Consider the following 19730-nt stretch of genomic DNA (forward strand, 5'->3'; position numbering starts at 1 on the left):
GGTAGATGTGAAATGGTCCGAAATCAGTATTCACACAACAAATGAGGCGATTGAACCTATTTCTCATATTTTGCATGAAGCTGGGGCGAGTGGTGTAGTCATTGAAGATCCATTTGAACTGACGAAAGAAAGAGAAGATCAATTTGGTGAAATCTATCAACTCAATCCCGATGATTATCCAGAAGAAGGGGTAATATTAAAGGCTTATCTTCCGGTTAACAGCTTTTTAGGCGAAACGGTGGATGCGATTAAAGAATCAATTAATAATTTAATTATTCACAATATCGATATCGGTAAAAATAAAGTAACCATAAGTGAAGTAAATGAAGAAGAATGGGCAACAGCATGGAAAAAATATTATCATCCTGTGAAAATTTCTGAAAAGTTTACAATTGTTCCGACTTGGGAGATTTATACTCCGGTCAGCAGTGATGAATTAATTATTGAATTAGATCCAGGAATGGCATTTGGAACAGGTACACATCCGACAACTGTCTTGTGTATTCAAGCACTTGAAAGAACGGTTCGTCCTGGTGACCGGGTTATTGATGTGGGAACAGGTTCGGGCGTATTAAGTATTGCAGCAGCAATGCTTGGTGCCGAAGATGTCCGTGCCTTTGACCTTGATGAGGTAGCGGTAACAACTGCGAGAGTGAACATTAAACTCAATAAAGTGAGTGATCGTGCAACAACAGCACAAAATAATCTGCTCGATGGCGTGGAAGAAAATTCTGCTGATGTAGTGGTTGCTAATATACTAGCTGAAGTAATTCTGCGGTTTACTGAGGATGCTGCGAAGGTTGTCAAACCCGGTGGATCTTTTATTACCTCGGGAATTATCAATCAGAAAAAAGATCAGGTTAAAGATTCATTGGTAGCGGCTGGTTTTGAAATTATCGAAACGATTTTGATGGAAGATTGGGTTGCAATCATTGCCAAAAGGTTATAATGGTTGAAAAAAGGGGTGATACTTACCCCTTTTTTTCATGCTATACTTTTAAATCAAGATTTTCTTTAGTAAAATAAATTGTAAATGTTTAGAGAGGGTGCAGGAAGTTTGCAACGATACTTTGTTAAACAACGAGCAAATGGTGATCGTTTTTTGATTGATGAAGAGGACCGCCATCATATCGTCAAGGTTATGCGCATGCAACTCGGTGATCAGATTATTTGTGTTGACCCAGAGGGGAAGCAAGCTGTATGTGCCCTTGCAGAAATTACCGATACAAGTGTTGTTGCAGACGTTGTACAATGGAAGGATATCGGCTCCGAGCTTCCGATTTCAATAACGATTGCTAGCGGACTACCCAAGGGAGACAAGCTGGAATGGATCATTCAAAAAGGAACAGAACTGGGTGCACATCAGTTTCTCCCATTCTCAGCGGCTCGTTCAGTTGTAAAATGGGACGAAAAAAAAGCAGCGAAAAAAATAGATAGATGGCAAAAAATAGCAAAAGAAGCTGCGGAGCAATCCCACCGTGCCTTTTTACCGGAAGTTAGTAGTGCGATTAGCTTTAAAGAATTGCTTTCAAAAAGCAAAGACTTTGATTATAAATTGGTTGCTTTTGAAGAAGAGAGTAGAAATGGCGAAACATCCGTTTTTGCGTCTACCCTCAATAAAATGAGCAAAGGTAATTCTCTTCTTTTGGTTTTTGGACCAGAAGGCGGCTTATCTGATGCAGAAGTACAGCAATTAAAGAATAACGATTTTGCAGTTTGTGGGTTAGGCCCAAGAATACTACGAACGGAAACCGCTCCATTATATGCATTAGCGGCTATTTCCTATCATTTTGAATTAATGAGGTGAAAATAATGGCAACAGTTGCGTTTCATACATTAGGATGCAAAGTTAATCACTATGAAACTGAAGCTATTTGGCAATTATTTAAACAAGAAGGCTACGAGCGAGTTGATTTTGAATCAATTTCGGACGTTTATATTATTAATACATGTACCGTCACAAATACCGGCGACAAAAAAAGCCGACAGGTCATTCGTCGCGCAGTCAGGAAAAACCCGGATGCGGTAATTTGTGTAACAGGTTGTTATGCGCAAACATCACCTGCAGAAATTATGGCAATTCCTGGTGTGGATGTTGTGGTCGGAACGCAGGACCGGATTAAAATGCTGGAATATATTGAGCAATATAAGCTTGAACGCCAGCCGATTAATGGTGTAGGCAATATCATGAAAAGTCGTATCTATGAAGAACTTGATGTCCCGTCCTTTACCGACCGGACACGTGCCTCTTTAAAAATCCAAGAAGGTTGTAACAATTTCTGTACCTTCTGTATTATTCCATGGGCACGCGGCTTAATGAGATCTCGTGATCCCAAGGAAGTTATCCGTCAAGCCCAACAATTAGTTGATGCTGGTTACCAAGAGATTGTTCTGACTGGTATTCACACTGGCGGTTATGGTGAAGACATGAAGGATTACAATCTGGCACAATTACTTCGTGACTTGGAAACAGTCATTGGGCTAAAACGATTACGTATTTCATCCATTGAAGCAAGTCAGATTACGGATGAAGTGATTGAAGTAATTAAACATTCAACTATTGTTGTCAGTCATTTGCATATTCCGTTGCAATCTGGTTCCAATTCTGTTCTAAAAAGAATGCGACGCAAATATACGATGGAGTTCTTTGGAGAAAGATTGGATCGGCTTAAGGAAGTTCTTCCGAGATTAGCAGTAACCTCCGATGTAATTGTAGGTTTCCCAGGTGAAACAGAAGAAGAGTTTATGGAAACTTTTAATTTTATTAATGACCATAAATTTTCTGAACTTCACGTATTCCCGTACTCTAAACGTACAGGAACACCAGCAGCCCGCATGGAAGATCAGGTCGATGAAGAAGTAAAAAATGAACGAGTTCACCGCTTAATTTCCCTTTCAGATCAGCTGGCAAAGGAATATGCCTCACAATTTGAGGATGAAGTGGTAGAAGTGATCCCTGAAGAGATATCTAAGGATGAAGCTAATTCTGGTTTCCTAATCGGATATACTGATAATTACATGAAAGTTGTTTTCTCAGGGACAGAAGATATGATTGGTAAAATTGTTAAAGTAAAGATTACCAAAGCAGGCTACCCATACAACCAAGGACAATTTGTAAAAGTTATTGAGGATTCCGTTTCAAAAACAGATTTGTTAATAGAAGAAGAAGCTGCCATATAAGGACCATTTAGGTCCTTTTTTTTTGTGGTATTTAGGTTAAACTATTTTCAGCCGCAAATTTCATTCTAATCTACTTTGGAGCGTTATATTTATTCGAATGGACATCGAAGGGAGCATGGTAATGGCTACTACAAATATTGCTGCAATAATTGACCACACCCTACTGAAGCCGGAAGCAACGAGACAGCAAATTATATCTTTATGCCAAGAGGCGAAGGAATATAAATTTGCTTCGGTGTGTGTAAATCCAACATGGGTAGGCACAGCTAAAGAACTGCTACAAGGCAGTGGTGTAATGGTTTGTACCGTAATTGGATTCCCCTTAGGTGCGACTACTTCTGAAACTAAAGCGTTTGAAACAAAAAACGCTATAGAAAATGGTGCGAAAGAAGTGGATATGGTCATAAATATAGGGGCATTAAAGGATCATAACGATGAGTTGGTGGAAAAAGATATTCGGGCGGTGGTTGAGGCTGCAAAGGGCAAAGCACATACAAAGGTTATTATAGAAACAAGTCTGTTATCAAATGAAGAAAAGATACGCGCCTGTGAACTTTCTGTTAAAGCAGGAGCAGATTTTGTGAAAACTTCCACCGGATTTTCAACGGGAGGAGCGACAGCGGAAGACATCGCCTTAATGAGGAAAACTGTCGGTCCAGATTTGGGTGTTAAAGCCTCAGGTGGAGTTAGAAGTACGGAAGATGTCCAAAAAATGATTGAGGCTGGAGCGACAAGGATTGGAGCCAGTTCAAGTATCGCCATTGTCAACGGAAAAACTGCTACTTCAGATTATTAAGATGATGTAAATTCCAATAAATATCCAGTAAATCCAGTATGAGACGGCTAAAAAGCCGTCTTATTTTTATGTACTTGGATTTTTAGGTGTTTTATCATGTAAAAATAAAATCATTTTCCCAAACCTCGTTGCAAAAGGTAAGACCAATAAAGAAGTGGCAACATTAAAGATGACACTTATATGGGCTAATTGGACATTTTTTGTATCTGCAAGAAGTGGGGCATTGTCAGTAAGTGATGGGATGAGCGGGATAAAAAGCAATACCCCAAATACATTGAGCCAAACGTGGGCAAATGCAGCTAATCTCGATTCCTTTCCCCCGCCAATCGAAGCAACAAGGGCGGTAATACATGTCCCAATATTCGCCCCGAGGACAATAGCAATACCTGCATCAAGCTGCAAGAGCCCAGCTGTTAGGAAGCTCATTGCAATTCCAGTCATCGCCGTACTCGATTGAATAATAGCTGTCATTATGGTACCAGTTAACAGGCTTAAAAGAATCTGATCATTTATGGAAAGGATAAAATTATTGATCATATTCATCGATGTTAACGGGACAGCAAGCATTTCGAAGCCTTTCATAGCTGCAAAAACAGAGGATATTCCAAATAGCAGCATCCCGATACTTCTCGCTTTTTTATTTTTAAATAATATAAGAAGGGCTCCACAAATAGCGAGTGGAACGAGGACTTTATCAATATTAAATGTAATTAATTCTGTTTTAAAGGTAGTTCCAATATTTGTTCCTAGAATAATCCCAATCGACTGAGGGAACGTCATGATCCTTGCTGAAATTAATCCAATTGTAATCACCATTACGGCAGTGCTGCTTTGTAATAGTGCCGTAATAAATGTCCCTGTTAGCATCCCTTTTAAGGGAGTACTAGTAAGTTTAATCAGCCAGCCCTTTAATTTATTTGCTGATAAATTAAACAGCGCAAATCTAATAATGGTCATTCCAAAGACAAATAATAAAATGCAAAGAACAAATAATAATATGTATAACATTTGTATGGCCCCCCTCGCTTCATTGTATGGTGGGGGAAGGAGGGACATGCCACTTTTTAAGGGAAATTAAGACAAGTCTTTATTTAATTGAATAAAAAATAAAAAGCATGTACTATCACTGTGAATTTCAGTTGACCTTGTATCAAGGTTATATTATAATTGCAAGGTACATGGATTGAATGTTAGTGTGTTGTGTTTCGGAGGGAGGGAAAGAGAATGTCTAAAACCGTCGTTCGTAAAAACGAATCGCTTGAAGATGCTCTTCGTCGCTTCAAACGTACAGTATCAAAAACTGGTACTTTGCAAGAGGCAAGAAAGCGCGAATTCTATGAAAAGCCAAGTGTAAAACGCAAGAAAAAGTCTGAAGCAGCTAGAAAACGTAAGTTTTAAGAGAGGGTGTAATACATGAGTCTTCTCGAGCGTTTGAATAATGATATGAAACAAGCGATGAGAAACAAGGAAAAAGACAAACTCTCAGTAATTCGGATGGTAAAAGCTTCATTGCAAAATGAAGCTATCAAGCTCGGCACAAAAGAGCTTGCAGAAGATGTAGAGTTAACAGTCCTTTCTCGCGAAGTAAAACAACGCAAAGACTCCCTCCATGAATTTGGTAAAGCTGGTCGTGATGACCTAGTTGATAAGTTGCGTACAGAGTTGGCTATCGTGGAATTGTATATGCCAAAACAGCTTTCTGAAGAGGAACTGGTGGAAATTGTTAAAGAAACAATTTCTGAAGTCGGCGCAAAATCAAAAGCAGAAATGGGAAAAGTGATGTCTGCGATTATGCCTAAAGTAAAGGGTAAAGCAGATGGGGCACTTGTAAATAAACTTGTACAACAACACCTTTCATAGTATTCTGACAGGAAGACTGTAGGCTTTTAGCCTGCGGTCTTTTATTATTTTTAATGAAACTTAATTGACTTTCAAACGTAATATTAATTGTCGAAGCTAAAGAAAGAAAGGGGGCCTTGGAATGATTGAATTTCTTACTGACCCGATTGTTGTAACTGTTCTATTATCGATTGCGGGAATCGGAATTGTATTAGAGCTTTTTTCATCCAAGTTTGGTGTGGCAGGATTTATTGGTGTGTTTGCGCTCATTTTATTCTTTTATGGGCATTTTCAAGCAGGACTTGCAGGTTATGGTACGTTACTATTATTTGTGGCAGGATTATTGCTGATTTTCTTGGAGTTCTTTTTACCTGGAGCTATTTCTGGCACACTTGGTGTTGCCGCTTTAATTTTAAGTCTTTTTTTAGCAGGAGCTGACACCATTCAAATCGGGGTATCCATCTTAATTGCGATTTTCTTATCTGTCCTAGTTTTCTTTATGATGATTAAGATTTTTGATAAAAAGCTTGTTTTATTTAATAAAATGGTTCTTTTTGATTCAGCCAGAAAAGAAGATGGATATGTTTCTAATATTAATCGTACCGATCTATTGGGAATGGAAGGGATTGCATTAACCATATTACGCCCAGCAGGAACCGTTATTATTAACAACGAAAGAATTGATGCGGTAACCGAAGGCGGCTTTATCGAGCAGAATGTAATCGTTAAAGTCATTAAGGTTGAAGGAGCGCGTATTGTTGTAAGAGAATTAGAATAAAAGAAGGGGGTTAAAAAATGATTGTAGGCAGTGGAACGATTTTTATCATTGCAGTTGTCGTTGTTGCTTTAATCTTATTAGGGATCTTATTATCCTTTGTACCAGTCATGCTCTGGATCTCTGCGCTTGCGGCAGGAGTCCGTATTAGTATCTTTACGTTAGTTGGGATGAGGCTTAGAAGGGTAACGCCAAGCAGAGTGGTTAATCCACTCATAAAGGCCCATAAAGCTGGTTTAAACGTTACCACCAATCAACTGGAAAGCCATTATCTTGCCGGCGGGAATGTTGACAGGGTAGTCAATGCTCTAATTGCTGCACATCGGGCAAATATTGAATTATCGTTTGAACGCTGCGCTGCCATTGACTTAGCAGGGCGTGATGTTTTAGAGGCGGTACAAATGAGTGTTAATCCGAAAGTAATTGAAACTCCATTTATTGCCGGGGTTGCTATGAATGGTATCGAAGTAAAGGCTAAAGCGAGAATTACCGTTCGAGCTAACATTGAGCGTCTTGTCGGTGGTGCTGGGGAAGAAACCGTGGTTGCTCGTGTCGGTGAAGGGGTTGTTTCCACTATCGGTTCATCGGATAGTCATAGCAAGGTGCTCGAGAATCCAGATTTAATCTCGCAAACAGTTCTTTCAAAGGGACTAGATGCCGGAACAGCTTTTGAAATCCTATCGATTGATATCGCTGATGTGGATATCGGTAAAAACATTGGGGCTGAACTACAAACCGAACAAGCTGAAGCGGATAAGAAAATTGCCCAAGCGAAAGCTGAAGAGCGCAGGGCAATGGCTGTGGCGTTAGAACAAGAAATGAAAGCTAAGGTCCAGGAAATGAGGGCAAAGGTCGTGGAAGCGGAAGCGGAGGTTCCTCTTGCAATGGCTCAAGCGCTCAAATCAGGAAATATTGGTGTAATGGACTATATGAACTTTAAAAATATTTCAGCAGATACTGAAATGAGAGGTTCAATCGGTAAGATAACGGGAGACAAAAAAGACGGACAATAAAGCCCGCGTTGGGATAATAAAGGGGTGGTGATTTTTGGAAACCTTAGTATTTTTGATTGTCATGGGTATTGTCTCTGTTGTTTTCCGTAAGGCAAAAGGTAAGACAGGTCAATCTCGCAATAGAACATTTTCAAGGGATACTTTTGAAGAAATTCGGACACTAGTTAAAAAGCAACTCAATTATGATGAAATTCCAACAACCAGCACCTTAAAATCAAAGAATATACAATCGGAAATTCCACTGGATCAACTCGAAAAGCTCGAAAATAAATACCAGCAGTTGAAACAAGAGTCTGAGGTTAAACGGATTGGAATGTCAGTAGCCCAGCCAAAGGTCGAGAAAGTAGAAGTTAAATCCGGGCAAGAGGAAGGTAGCATCATTTCTCTTTATCCAGATGAAAAAACGCTCATTAATGGTATGGTTTGGTCAGAAATTCTTGGTGAGCCGCGTTCCAAAAAGCCCTTTTTCCCAAGAAAAGGTTAGTTATAAATCAACATAGCTAAATAGAAAAAGGTGTGCTAGAACCTCCTTTCATTTCATAAATATGAGATGAAAGGGGGTTCTTTTTTTATGGCGAAAAAATGGGGCCAACGGGTCCGTAACTGGATGGCTGAAAAAATGGATCTTCCTCAAGATGTCATGATGGATTTACCCCGCATTACGATGGTTGGGCAAATTCATATATATATTGAGAACCATCGCGGCTTGCTTGTGTTTACTGATAAAGAACTCCGTCTGCTATTAAAGCAAGGGCAGTTGTTAATAAAAGGTAAATATTTTGTGATTAAAACGATTTTACCTGAAGAAATTTTGCTCGAAGGGAAAATTGAACAGGTCATTTATATAACTGATAATCCGGGAGGAACAAAATGAATAACCAGTGGGTCGAATTTTTATATGGCAGGGTTACTGTTAAAGTATCAGGAAAGGGTATTGAACGCTTTTTAAATGTCCTTACCAGGAATGGACTTCATATTTGGCATGTCAAACGGCATGGAACAGAAACAATTACTTTTAAGATGAGACTTAGAGATGCCAAGAACATCAGACACTATGCAAGGAAAAGTGAATGCTCCATTTCCTTCCTGCGAAGGAGCGGAGTGCCTTTTTTAATTAAGAGAGTGCTTAAAAATAGTGGCTTTTTAGCGGGGGCAGGAATTTTCTTGCTTATCTTAATGGTTTTATCAAATGTTATTTGGGGGATTGAAATAAAAGGGGCAAAACCAGCGACAGAATATCAAATTCGTAAAGAATTGGACAAGATGGGTGTTAAGATTGGAAAGTTGCAATTATTTGTAGATAATGTGGAAGGTATTCAAAGGCAACTGACAAATAATGTTGGGGATCTAACATGGGTAGGAGTGGAATTAAAAGGGACAACCTTCCACCTTCAAGTTGTCGAGAAAAATGAGCCAAAAAAGCCAGAGAAATTATCACCGAGGAACCTTATCGCAAAAAAGAAAGCGATAATCGTAAATATGTATATTGAAAATGGCCAAAAAATGGTAGAAATTAATGATCATGTGGTGCCGGGGCAATTACTCGTTTCAGGTGAATTTGGGCAAGAAGGTACTCCGGAATTGGTTGCGGCCAAAGGAGAGGTTTGGGGAGAAACTTGGTATAAAAGTCATGTGGAGCTCCCGTTAGTAACCAACTTTAAAGTATATAATGGCAAAGAAAAGGAAAAGCATTTTATTTTACTGGGGGATTTCGAACTCCCTGTTTGGGGCTTTGGTAAGCCTGAATTCTTGAAATATGAAACAGAAATGAATGTTCATAAAATTCATTTCCTAAAGTGGGAATTGCCAATTTCTTATCTCAACAAAACCCTTCGCGAGCGGGAAGAAGTTCAGCGTACCTATTCAAATAAAGAGGCCCAACAAATTGCAATTGAGCTGGCAAAAAAACAAATAAAAGGTCGGTTAGATGAAGATGCTATGATAAAAGATGAAAAAATTTTACACAAAGCAATTAAAAATGGTAAAGTTATACTGGATATTCATTTTAAGGTAATTGAAAATATTGCAGTCGGACAACCGATTTCCAAGGAGACTAGTGAATGACAGAAAAGTTAACTACCATAAATGTACAACTTGAAAATCCTGCAGAAGCAATTAGTTTGCTAGGGAATTCTGATACCAATTTAAAAATTATTGAACAAGAGCTTGATGTTACCATCATTACTCGGGGTGAAGGTGTCAGTTTATCCGGTGATGAGGAAAATGTAAATCTGGCCGGACAAATATTAAATAAATTAATGATTGTGATTCGAAAGGGAATTAATATTAGTCAAAGAGACGTCCTATACGCGGTTCAAATGGCGAAAGCAGGGACACTTGAATATTTTGTGAATTTATATGAAGAAGAAATTGGCAGAAATGTTAAAGGTAAAACCATTCGGATCAAGACGCTTGGACAAAGAGAATATGTAACAGCAATTAAAAAAACAGATCTTGTATTTGGTATTGGCCCTGCCGGAACCGGGAAAACATATCTTGCTGTTGTCATGGCCGTGGGCGCACTCAAAAATGGGCAAGTGAATAAAATACTTTTAACAAGGCCTGCTGTTGAGGCAGGCGAAAGTCTTGGGTTTCTTCCAGGTGATTTAAAAGAAAAGGTAGACCCATATCTGCGACCACTATATGATGCTCTCCATGATGTGCTTGGGGCTGAACATACGCAAAGGTTAATTGAACGAGGAACCATTGAAATTGCTCCGCTCGCCTATATGAGAGGTCGAACATTAGATGATGCTTTTGTTATACTGGATGAGGCCCAAAACACAACCCATGCACAAATGAAAATGTTTTTGACAAGACTTGGCTTTGGGTCAAAAATGGTCATTACAGGTGATCAAACGCAGATCGATTTGCCAAAAGGTGCAAAATCAGGCTTAATTGCAGCCGAAGGAATTTTAAAAAATGTAAAGGGCATTTCCTTTGTCTTTTTAGAAACAACTGACGTGGTTCGTCATCCGCTTGTTGGCAGAATTATTGAGGCATACGAGAACAAAGCGAATCAAGAGGGGTAAACCTATTTGTGGTTTACCTCTTTTTGGTATGGAAAAGTGAACTTCAAACCAATCTTCTTCCAAAGAGGTGAAACTTCTTCGAAAAACTGTTATCATTTTACATAAAGCAGGAACAGTGAAAATATGACAATTTTTGAGAAATGATTTTTTTAATATAAAATCATTTTCATGGGCCGTGGTTGGAGGGATTTAGTTGGGTAAACTACAGCAATACTTCATACGGATACGCAAACTGCTAGATATCACCTTTTTTCTAGTTCTCTTTTTTATCATGTTAGGTACCGTATTATTTGCAGCGATGTATAGTAATGTAAAACCTGAAAAGTTGGATTTAAGCCTGTTTTCAGTAGCAGAAAAAACTATCCGTTCCCCTGGAACAGTGGAGGATAAGAAAAGTACTGAAAATAAGCGTAGGGATGCACTTGACCAAGTACAAGATGTGTATGCCTTGAAAAAAGAGTATACGCAAAATCGGGTCGATTTAATTAGCTCCATTTTTCAAGCAGTTACAGAAGTGAATGATGAAATAAATGCAGAAATCAAGAAGTTTGAAGAACTGGCCCCAGAAGAAAAACCAGCAAAAACGGAACCTAGTGATTCTGAAAAAGTGATCAGGTTAAAGGCAAAATTAACATCGAATGTATCAAAGGGGCTTTCTGACCAGGTTTTTACGGCCTTAGTCCAAGCTAGTAATGATGAATTATCGATCGCGAAGGATTTAACTGTTACTGCGATTAACAATGTTATGGCCCAACGGATTTCTGCTGATGAAGTAGAGAATGCCAAAAAAAGAGTGGAGGAAGAATTAAAATATACAACTTTAAATGATAATTTAAGAAATGGTGTCATTGAACTCGGAAGGTATGCTGTTATTCAAAATGAATTTTATGATCCCAATGCAACAGAAGAGCTGCGACAGCAAGCGGTAGAAAGTGTGGAGCCTGCCAAAATTCTTCAGGGTCAAATTATTGTTGAAGAAGGAGAATTAATCAACCAGGATATTTATAGACAGTTAAAATTAGTCGGCCTTCTTGATAATGAGAGATCCTTTAAGCCTTTTATTGGATTAATGGTTTTGATAACCATTATTCTGTCTTCAATCTATTTTTATTTTTACCAAATAAAATCAATTCCAGGAAAGAGACAGACAGACTTGTTGTTGTATGGGATTGTTTTCATACTTTCAATCTTTATTATGAAAATAATCAGCATGCTGCAAATTTTTAATTTTGCTGGAATTGGCTATCTTTTCCCTGCAGCTTTAGGGGGAATGTTAATTAAGATCTTGATTGATGAAAAGCTTGCCATTCTTATGTCGATTATTATGGCGGTATGCGGAAGTATTTTATTTAACGAGGGAATTACAGGGACACTAAATTTTTCAGAGGGGATTTACATCCTATTCAGTGCCTTAGCAGGAATTTTGTTTCTTAGTAACCAAAACCAGCGTTCAAAAATCTTGCAGGCTGGCTCGTTTGCGGCAATCGTAAATATTTTGTCTATATTAGCGTTAATATTTCTTCCAAATGGCCAATTTTCTGGTATGGAGTATGGATATTATATAACCACTGCTCTTGTTTCAGGTATAGGTTCTGCTGTGTTAACGATTGGATTACTTCCTTTTTTTGAGGCGAGTTTTGGCATTCTGTCGACGATGAGGCTGATTGAACTATCCAATCCAAACCATCCACTATTAAGAAAAATATTGATGGAAGCACCAGGTACATATCACCATAGTGTGATGGTTGCTAATTTATCGGAATCTGCATGTGAAGCAATCGGTGCAAATGGACTTTTAGCAAGAGTGGGCAGCTATTACCATGATATTGGAAAAACACGACGTCCGAATTTTTATATCGAGAATCAGATGCATCTAGAAAATCCTCATGATCGTCTGCCGCCAGATAAAAGTGCAAACATTATTATTGCCCATGTAACAGATGGCTCTAATATTTTAAAGAAGTACCATATGCCAAAAGAAATTATCGATATCGCTGAACAGCATCATGGGACAACCTTGCTAAAATTCTTTTATCATAAGGCAACCCAAGGTGAGACTGAAGTAAAGGAAGAGGATTATCGTTATCCTGGTCCAAAGGCAAAAACAAAAGAGTCTGCGGTGGTTGGTATAGCAGATAGTGTCGAGGCGGCAGTCCGCTCATTATCCCAGCCTACGCCAGAATTAATAGAATCACTGGTTAAAAAAATCGTTGCTGATCGTCTTCAAGATGGACAATTAAATGAATGTGATATCACAATGAGAGAAATTGAAACCGTATCTGAAGCTTTATGTGAGACTTTAAAGGGGATTTTTCACTCCAGAATTGAATATCCAGAAATGATAAAGAAGGTGAAGCAAGCATGACATTACTAATTGATTGTATCGACGAAACGGAAAAACTGACAGAAGAACAAATGCTTGAAATCGAAAGGATCCTTACCTTTGCGGCTAGAAAACAGGATGTTGAAGAGCATAGCGAAGTTTCAGTAACATTTGTTTCAAATGATAGAATACAGGAGATCAACAGGGAATACCGCGATAAAGACAAGCCTACGGATGTTATTTCGTTTGCAATGGAAGAGCTTGGGGAAGGTGAGGTAGAGCTGGTAGGGGTTGATATGCCTCGTGTCTTGGGGGATATTATTATCTCTATACCAAAAGCAATTGAGCAAGCAGAAGAATATGGACATTCTTTTATACGTGAGCTTGGATTTCTAGCTGTACATGGTTTCCTTCATCTCCTTGGTTATGATCATATGACCGATGAAGAGGAAAAAGAAATGTTCACATTGCAAAAGGAAATATTAGACGAGTATGGACTCAAACGATAAACGATCACAGCAGTCATGGTTGGGAACATTTTCAAATGCAATCGCCGGGATTTTAGTGGCCCTGAAGTCAGAGAAAAATATGCGGTTCCATTTCTTTTGCTCCATTCTTGTTGTACTCGTCTCTTATTATATTTCCATTACAAAGACTGAATGGATAATCATCCTGTTTGCTATTGCGGGAATGTTTGCATTGGAATTAGTCAATACCGCAATCGAACGAGTTGTCGATCTTGTTACACAAGAGTATCATCCATTAGCAAAACAAGCGAAGGATATGGCAGCTGGAGCGGTGTTAGTTTATGCCGTTCTATCGGTTGTAATTGGCCTATTAATATTTTTACCCTATGTACAAAAGCTTTAAAAAATTAAGCTGAATAGAGTTTATTTACCAGCATTTGAAATGGGATACTGAATTAGGTAAAATAACTTATCAGCAAAATAATTAAGACTTGCTGATTTGTGAGAAAATTCTAATTTTTATAAATTTTTTGCTTCAACCTAATGATTTTCAATCAATTTTGAGGTAAAATAAAGAAACAGCAGATTCCTGCTGGAAGGGAAGAACACTAGTGAACATCGATCAACTAATTAAAGAAACAAAAAAGGCAAGTTCCTTCATAACAGGAGGATCTATATGCTGAATAATGACAACGGAAGCAAAGGATACAAGTCCGGTTTTATTTCGATTATTGGCCGGCCAAATGTAGGTAAATCCACGTTTCTTAATCGCGTGATTGGCCAAAAAATTGCCATAATGAGTGATAAAGCACAAACAACTCGTAACAAAATCCAAGGTGTGTTAACAGTAAATGATGCTCAGATGATTTTTATAGATACACCAGGTATCCATAAACCCAAGCACAAATTAGGCGATTTTATGATGAAGGTTGCTGTAAATACGCTAAAAGAAGTTGATTTGATTTTATTTATGGTAAATGCTGAAGAAGGATTTGGACGTGGTGAAGAATTTATTCTTGAAAAATTCCAAACAGTTAATACGCCAATCTTTCTTGTAATTAATAAAATTGATCAAGTTCATCCTGATAAATTATTGCCGATTATTGAATCCTATAAAGAAAAATACCCGTTTAAAGAAATTGTCCCAATATCTGCGCTTGAAGGAAACAATGTGGAGCCATTGTTAGGACAGATTAAGTCCTTCTTGCCGGAGGGACCACAATACTATCCAGCAGACCAGGTCACAGATCACCCAGAACGGTTTATTATTACCGAGTTAATAAGGGAAAAAGCACTCCACTTAACACGCGAGGAAATTCCCCACTCTTTAGCTGTGGTTCTTGACAAAATGGAGCGGAGAGAGGGTAAAGAAATTATTGATGTCATGGCAACCGTCATAGTCGAACGTGATTCACAAAAAGGAATTATTATTGGTAAGCAAGGCAGCATGTTAAAAGAAATAGGCAAACGTGCACGAGTTGATATTGAAAATCTACTAGGGTCAAAAGTATATTTAGAGCTATGGGTAAAAGTTCAAAAAGATTGGCGCAATAAGATGTCCCAGCTGCGAGATTATGGCTTCAATGAGGATGAATATTGATTAATAATGGCCGACCAAGGCGTTTCAGCTTTTCTAATAACCCTAACTAAAATATTACCGATTATTTCAAATTATGCATGGACAACATTAACAAATATTTCGTCTTATGATTTTTGCGCTGGCAGGCTATGATAATTGTAAGGTTTGGGACCGAATGAAAGCTAGTCTAAATATGAAAGGTGGGGTTTTCGATGATGGATTTTACGTGGAAAGTATTCCTCCAAACAGGTAATATTGACACATATCTTCTCATTAAAGAACTTGAGAAGGAAAACCAAGAAATACCCGGAAATCTGAATGATGAGCTAGCACAAATCGATTTTCCCGTTTCATAAGTTTGTCTTCGTGCTACTTTAGAAGGTGACAATAATGCTTCAGAAGTGTGAAGGCATCGTTATTAGAACAACAGATTATGGTGAAACAAATAAAATAGTGACAATATATACAAGGGAATGGGGAAAGATTGGTGTGATGGCGCGTGGTGCAAAAAAGCCAAACAGCCGCCTTTCCTCCATTACACAACTTTTTACACATGGTTATTTTCTAATTACTAGAGGATCTGGTTTAGGAAGCATGCAGCAGGGTGAAACGGCTACATCCTTAAGATCGATTGGTGAAGACATTTTTTTAACTGCCTATGCTAGTTATATTGTCGAGTTAACCGATAAATGCACGGAAGAAAAAAAACCAAACCCTTTTCATTTTGAATTGCTCTATCAAACATTGAATTATTTAAATGAGGGCTATGACCCGGATATTCTCATGAATATTTATGAGATGAAAATGTTAAATGTATTGGGATTAAACCCAATCTTAAATCAATGTTCCGTTTGCGGCAGTACAGACGGACATTTTTCTTTTTCCATTCGTGAAGGTGGGCTTATCTGTCATCGTTGTCTGGATAAAGATCCGTACCATTTCAAATTAACACCGAGTACGATTAAATTATTAAGGCTATTTTATTATTTTGATCTTTCAAGGTTAGGAAATATTTCTGTTAAAGAAGAGACTAAGGCTGAACTTAAGAATGTTATTACTTCTTACTATGAAGAGTATTCGGGACTTCATCTCAAAACAAAGAAGTTTCTTAATTCCATGGATAAATTCAGAAATCTCTTATAAGCACACTGTTGACAATGTTTGGAGTTTTCGTTATTATTTTCATTAATAAAATATTTGCATTGACGGAGAAGAGTACTTAGCCATCTCTATAAAAGCGAACCTAGGGTGGTGGAAGCTAGGGTATAGGGCACTAAGGAAGGCGTTCCTGAGCAATCTTTGTGTTTATTAACACGATTAAAGAGGCTGTTTTTTACAGCAAATAGGGTGGAACCGCGGGTAACTCTCGTCCCTATGCTTACAAGCATAGGAACGAGAGTTTTTTTGTTTGAATAAAATTTATTAAAAGGAGCAATTTCAATGAATGTAACAATGGAACAAATCGTCTCACATGCAAAACACAGAGGATTTATTTTTCCAGGTTCAGAGATTTACGGAGGACTTGCAAATACTTGGGATTACGGCCCGCTAGGCGTTGAATTTAAAAACAATATTAAACAGGCATGGTGGGAAAAGTTTGTTCAAGAGTCGCCTTATAATGTTGGCTTAGATGCAAGTATTCTGATGAATCCTCGTACATGGGAAGCGTCAGGGCATATTGGGAACTTTAATGACCCAATGATTGATTGTAAAAATTGTAAAGCACGCCATCGCGCGGATAAATTAATTGAAAATGCACTAGATGAAAAAGGCATTGAAATGATTGTCGACGGCTTACCATTTGAAAAAATGGAAGAATTGGTTAAAGAACACAATATCGCATGCCCGGACTGTGGCAGTCATGATTTTACTGGTATCCGTCAGTTCAACTTAATGTTTAAAACCTTCCAAGGGGTAACAGAATCAAGTACGAATGAAATTTTCCTTCGTCCTGAAACGGCCCAAGGTATTTTTGTTAACTTTAAAAATGTTCAGCGTACGATGAGAAAGAAAATGCCGTTTGGAATTGCTCAAATAGGAAAGAGTTTCCGAAATGAAATTACTCCGGGGAATTTTACATTCAGGACAAGAGAGTTTGAACAAATGGAACTTGAATTTTTCTGTAAGCCTGGTGAAGAACTTAAATGGTTTGATTATTGGAAACAATTTGCAGAAGACTGGTTAATGTCCTTAGGTCTTACCAAAGAAAATCTAAGGCTACGAGATCACTCTGAAGATGAACTATCCCATTATAGTAATGCGACTACTGATTTTGAATTTAAGTTCCCGTTTGGTTGGGGGGAACTTTGGGGTGTCGCTTCAAGAACAGATTATGACTTGAAGCAGCATATGGAGTATTCCGGTGAAGATTTCCATTATCTTGACCCTGAAACAAATGAAAAGTATGTCCCATTCTGTATTGAACCTTCCTTAGGAGCGGATCGGGTTACGTTAGCATTCTTGATTGATGCCTATGATGAAGAACAGCTTGAAGATGGTACATCTAGAACGGTCATGCATTTCCACCCTGCTCTAGCCCCATTTAAGGCTGCAGTCCTTCCATTATCGAAGAAGCTGTCTGAAGAAGCACGAGAAGTTTTTGCTGCTTTAGCGAAGCACTTTTCAGTGGATTATGACGAATCAGGTTCCATTGGGAAACGCTATCGTCGTCATGATGAAATTGGTACACCTTTTTGTATCACTTATGATTTTGACTCTAAAGAAGACAATATGGTTACTGTTCGAGACCGTGATACAATGGAACAAAAACGGATCCCAGTAAGTGAACTTGTTAGCTTTTTGCAAGAAAAGATGACGTTTTAATGGAAAACTCGCCAATTGGCGAGTTTTCTTAATACATTCCATAGTATATAATATTCCTAATAAAGTATGACTTTTAGAAGGTTGTGGGTAACCCTTCATGATGTCATACAAAGGTGGTGTGTACAATCGAACTGACCAAACGGCAAGAACATATTTTACAAATTGTAAAAGAAAATGGGCCGATTACCGGAGAGCATATTGCCGATCAATTAAGTTTGACTAGAGCAACATTAAGGCCGGATCTGGCAATTTTAACAATGGCTGGCTTTTTAGATGCAAGACCGCGTGTGGGTTATTTTTATACGGGTAAATCTGGGACACAGCTGTTAACTGAAAATTTACAAAAAATATATGTGAAAGATTATCAATCCATCCCTATTGTGGTGAATGAAAATATTTCTGTATATGATGCAATCTGTACCATGTTCCTTGAAGATGTGGGAACATTATTTGTAGTGGATCAAAATACCATCCTTGTTGGGGTGTTGTCCAGAAAAGATTTGCTCAGAGCAAGTATAGGCAAACAAGAGCTTTCCACCATTCCTGTCAATATTATTATGACTAGAATGCCGAATATAACTATGTGTGAACGGGACGATTTATTAATCGATATCGCCAAAAAATTAATTGAAAAACAAATTGATGCCCTGCCAGTGGTTCGAAAATCAGAAAATGGATATGAGGTTATCGGCAGATTAACGAAAACAAATATTACAAAAGCGTTTGTTGGACTGGGTGATGAGTAAGTCACAAGTTAACTTGTAGAGGGGTTGTGTAGGGAGAATGGGTGTACCAATTATTTATGTTGTATCTGATTCAGTGGGGGAAACGGCTGAATTAGTTACCAAAGCAGCAATAAGCCAGTTTAATGGCTCTGGAATGAATTTAAAAAGATTTCCCTATGTAGAGGACCAGGAACATATTGATGAAGTTCTTTCACTTGTTTTACTAGATAAAGCTATGATTGCATTTACGCTTGTCAAACCTGAAATGCGTACCTATATCAAGGAAAGAGCGGAACAAGAAGGGATTCTGGCAGTCGATTTAATTGGTCCAATAATGGACAAGATTCAAGCTTTCAGTGGGAAGACACCTTTATGTGAACCAGGACTTGTTCGAAAACTTGATGAGGATTATTTTAAAAAAGTAGAAGCGATTGAATTTGCCGTGAAATATGATGATGGCCGTGACCCAAGAGGAATCCTAAAAGCAGATATTGTCCTAATTGGCGTTTCAAGAACTTCAAAGACACCACTTTCCCAGTACTTAGCCCATAAACGTTTAAAGGTCGCTAATGTCCCGCTGGTACCTGAAGTGGATCCGCCAGAAGAACTATATAGGGTTCCGATCGAGAAATGCTTCGGTTTAAAAATAAGTCCTGAAAAGTTAAACAATATCAGACGAGAACGATTAATTTCCTTGGGATTAAATGATAAGGCAAGTTATGCCAATATTGAACGGATTAAAGCGGAGTTAATCTTTTTTGAAAAAGTAGTGGAGAAAATAAGTTGTCCCGTTATTGATGTAACCAATAAAGCAGTTGAAGAAACAGCAAATGTTATCCTAAATTATATTCATAAAGGGAGACCTTAACACATAATCATTTGATTATGTGTTTTCTTCTGAAAGAAAGTGGAATAATAATGATAAAAAGTTATGGTAAAATGATAATAAATGTACTATAATAAAAAATTGTGATAAAAATATATCTTTTTAGGTTTAGACTTGCTTGTGAACGAATAAACTATTTATTGTTAGATGTCAAGGGGACCCCCTAAAAAGAATTCGACATAAATCCTTTTACAAAAGTTATTTGTTAAAGAAGGAATATGCGGAGAGATGTAGAATTAATACTAATGTAGAAGGCAATCCGACTATTTTTGTCGATGCAGATTCATGCCCA

The 19730-nt window shown here is 38.0% G+C and carries 22 protein-coding genes and 1 other annotated feature; of the genes, 21 read left to right on the top strand and 1 reads right to left on the bottom strand.

Translation table 11 applies throughout. The annotated features are described in order from the left end of the window. Positions 1–7: 7 nt before the first annotated feature. The 4 genes from prmA to deoC all read left to right on the top strand — a co-directional run bounded on the left by prmA (position 8) and on the right by deoC (position 3976). Positions 8–949: a 50S ribosomal protein L11 methyltransferase gene (gene prmA / locus J7E66_RS05925; protein WP_168245124.1), complete on the top strand. Its 942-nt coding sequence runs from the start codon at positions 8–10 to the stop codon at positions 947–949. A gap of 108 nt (positions 950–1057) precedes the next feature. Continuing rightward, positions 1058–1807: a 16S rRNA (uracil(1498)-N(3))-methyltransferase gene (locus J7E66_RS05930; protein WP_251032783.1), complete on the top strand. Its 750-nt coding sequence runs from the start codon at positions 1058–1060 to the stop codon at positions 1805–1807. Positions 1808–1812: 5 nt separating this feature from the next. After that, positions 1813–3180, top strand: coding sequence for a tRNA (N(6)-L-threonylcarbamoyladenosine(37)-C(2))-methylthiotransferase MtaB (gene mtaB / locus J7E66_RS05935; RefSeq protein ID WP_214998470.1), 1368 nt, complete (start codon positions 1813–1815; stop codon positions 3178–3180). A gap of 121 nt (positions 3181–3301) precedes the next feature. Next, positions 3302–3976 carry a deoxyribose-phosphate aldolase gene (gene deoC, locus J7E66_RS05940; protein WP_214998471.1) on the top strand — a complete coding sequence of 225 codons (675 nt, stop codon included), beginning with the start codon at positions 3302–3304 and terminating at the stop codon, positions 3974–3976. 66 nt (positions 3977–4042) lie between these two features. On the opposite strand, the gene J7E66_RS05945 is transcribed toward deoC, so the two are convergent. Then, the gene (locus J7E66_RS05945; RefSeq protein ID WP_214998472.1) at positions 4043–4984 is read right to left on the bottom strand and encodes a Na/Pi symporter; all 942 of its coding nucleotides are present in this window, start codon (positions 4982–4984) and stop codon (positions 4043–4045) included. 216 nt (positions 4985–5200) lie between these two features. On the opposite strand from J7E66_RS05945, the gene rpsU reads away from it, so the two are divergent. The 17 genes from rpsU (at position 5201) to J7E66_RS06030 (ending at position 19420) form a co-directional block, all read left to right on the top strand. Further along, positions 5201–5374 carry a 30S ribosomal protein S21 gene (gene rpsU, locus J7E66_RS05950; protein ID WP_007087607.1) on the top strand — a complete coding sequence of 58 codons (174 nt, stop codon included), beginning with the start codon at positions 5201–5203 and terminating at the stop codon, positions 5372–5374. Positions 5375–5389: 15 nt separating this feature from the next. Beyond that, positions 5390–5836, top strand: a complete 447-nt coding sequence (locus tag J7E66_RS05955) for a GatB/YqeY domain-containing protein (protein ID WP_088089026.1) — start codon at positions 5390–5392, stop codon at positions 5834–5836. Between the two features lie 121 nt (positions 5837–5957). Next, a complete protein-coding gene (locus J7E66_RS05960; RefSeq protein WP_214998473.1) occupies positions 5958–6593 on the top strand; it encodes an NfeD family protein in 636 nt (211 codons plus the stop codon). Between the two features lie 17 nt (positions 6594–6610). Continuing rightward, positions 6611–7603, top strand: coding sequence for a flotillin-like protein FloA (gene floA, locus J7E66_RS05965; RefSeq protein ID WP_214998474.1), 993 nt, complete (start codon positions 6611–6613; stop codon positions 7601–7603). 34 nt (positions 7604–7637) lie between these two features. Further along, positions 7638–8087, top strand: a complete 450-nt coding sequence (locus tag J7E66_RS05970; RefSeq protein ID WP_214998475.1) for a hypothetical protein — start codon at positions 7638–7640, stop codon at positions 8085–8087. A gap of 87 nt (positions 8088–8174) precedes the next feature. Then, positions 8175–8477 carry a sporulation protein YqfC gene (yqfC, locus tag J7E66_RS05975; protein WP_168245116.1) on the top strand — a complete coding sequence of 101 codons (303 nt, stop codon included), beginning with the start codon at positions 8175–8177 and terminating at the stop codon, positions 8475–8477. After that, entirely contained in the window at positions 8474–9667 is a 1194-nt protein-coding gene (gene yqfD, locus J7E66_RS05980) for a sporulation protein YqfD (protein WP_214998476.1), read from the top strand. The genes yqfC and yqfD overlap by 4 nt, the downstream gene beginning before the upstream one ends. Beyond that, on the top strand, positions 9664–10635 hold the full coding sequence (locus J7E66_RS05985; protein WP_214998477.1) for a PhoH family protein: 972 nt from the start codon (positions 9664–9666) through the stop codon (positions 10633–10635). Before yqfD ends, J7E66_RS05985 begins: the two co-directional genes overlap by 4 nt. A gap of 193 nt (positions 10636–10828) precedes the next feature. Continuing rightward, the gene (locus tag J7E66_RS05990; RefSeq protein WP_214998478.1) at positions 10829–13000 is read left to right on the top strand and encodes an HD family phosphohydrolase; all 2172 of its coding nucleotides are present in this window, start codon (positions 10829–10831) and stop codon (positions 12998–13000) included. Next, positions 12997–13467, top strand: a complete 471-nt coding sequence (gene ybeY / locus J7E66_RS05995) for an rRNA maturation RNase YbeY (protein ID WP_088089019.1) — start codon at positions 12997–12999, stop codon at positions 13465–13467. Before J7E66_RS05990 ends, ybeY begins: the two co-directional genes overlap by 4 nt. Beyond that, entirely contained in the window at positions 13451–13828 is a 378-nt protein-coding gene (locus J7E66_RS06000) for a diacylglycerol kinase family protein (protein WP_214998479.1), read from the top strand. Before ybeY ends, J7E66_RS06000 begins: the two co-directional genes overlap by 17 nt. Before the next feature lie 273 nt (positions 13829–14101). Beyond that, complete coding sequence (era, locus tag J7E66_RS06005; RefSeq protein ID WP_214731518.1) at positions 14102–15025, top strand: GTPase Era; 924 nt, start codon at positions 14102–14104, stop codon at positions 15023–15025. 191 nt (positions 15026–15216) lie between these two features. Further along, positions 15217–15360, top strand: coding sequence for a YqzL family protein (locus J7E66_RS06010; protein ID WP_066257674.1), 144 nt, complete (start codon positions 15217–15219; stop codon positions 15358–15360). 34 nt (positions 15361–15394) lie between these two features. Next, the gene (gene recO / locus J7E66_RS06015; protein WP_214731515.1) at positions 15395–16147 is read left to right on the top strand and encodes a DNA repair protein RecO; all 753 of its coding nucleotides are present in this window, start codon (positions 15395–15397) and stop codon (positions 16145–16147) included. Between the two features lie 50 nt (positions 16148–16197). Continuing rightward, positions 16198–16381, top strand: a binding site (T-box leader). A 63-nt stretch (positions 16382–16444) separates the two neighbouring features. Next, a complete protein-coding gene (locus tag J7E66_RS06020) occupies positions 16445–17827 on the top strand; it encodes a glycine--tRNA ligase (protein ID WP_214998480.1) in 1383 nt (460 codons plus the stop codon). Between the two features lie 116 nt (positions 17828–17943). Beyond that, on the top strand, positions 17944–18573 hold the full coding sequence (gene ccpN, locus J7E66_RS06025; protein WP_179195921.1) for a transcriptional regulator CcpN: 630 nt from the start codon (positions 17944–17946) through the stop codon (positions 18571–18573). 37 nt (positions 18574–18610) lie between these two features. Beyond that, positions 18611–19420, top strand: a complete 810-nt coding sequence (locus J7E66_RS06030; RefSeq protein ID WP_214998481.1) for a pyruvate, water dikinase regulatory protein — start codon at positions 18611–18613, stop codon at positions 19418–19420. Positions 19421–19730: the final 310 nt, after the last annotated feature.

It is taken from the genome of Bacillus sp. ISL-7 (genome assembly GCF_018613065.1).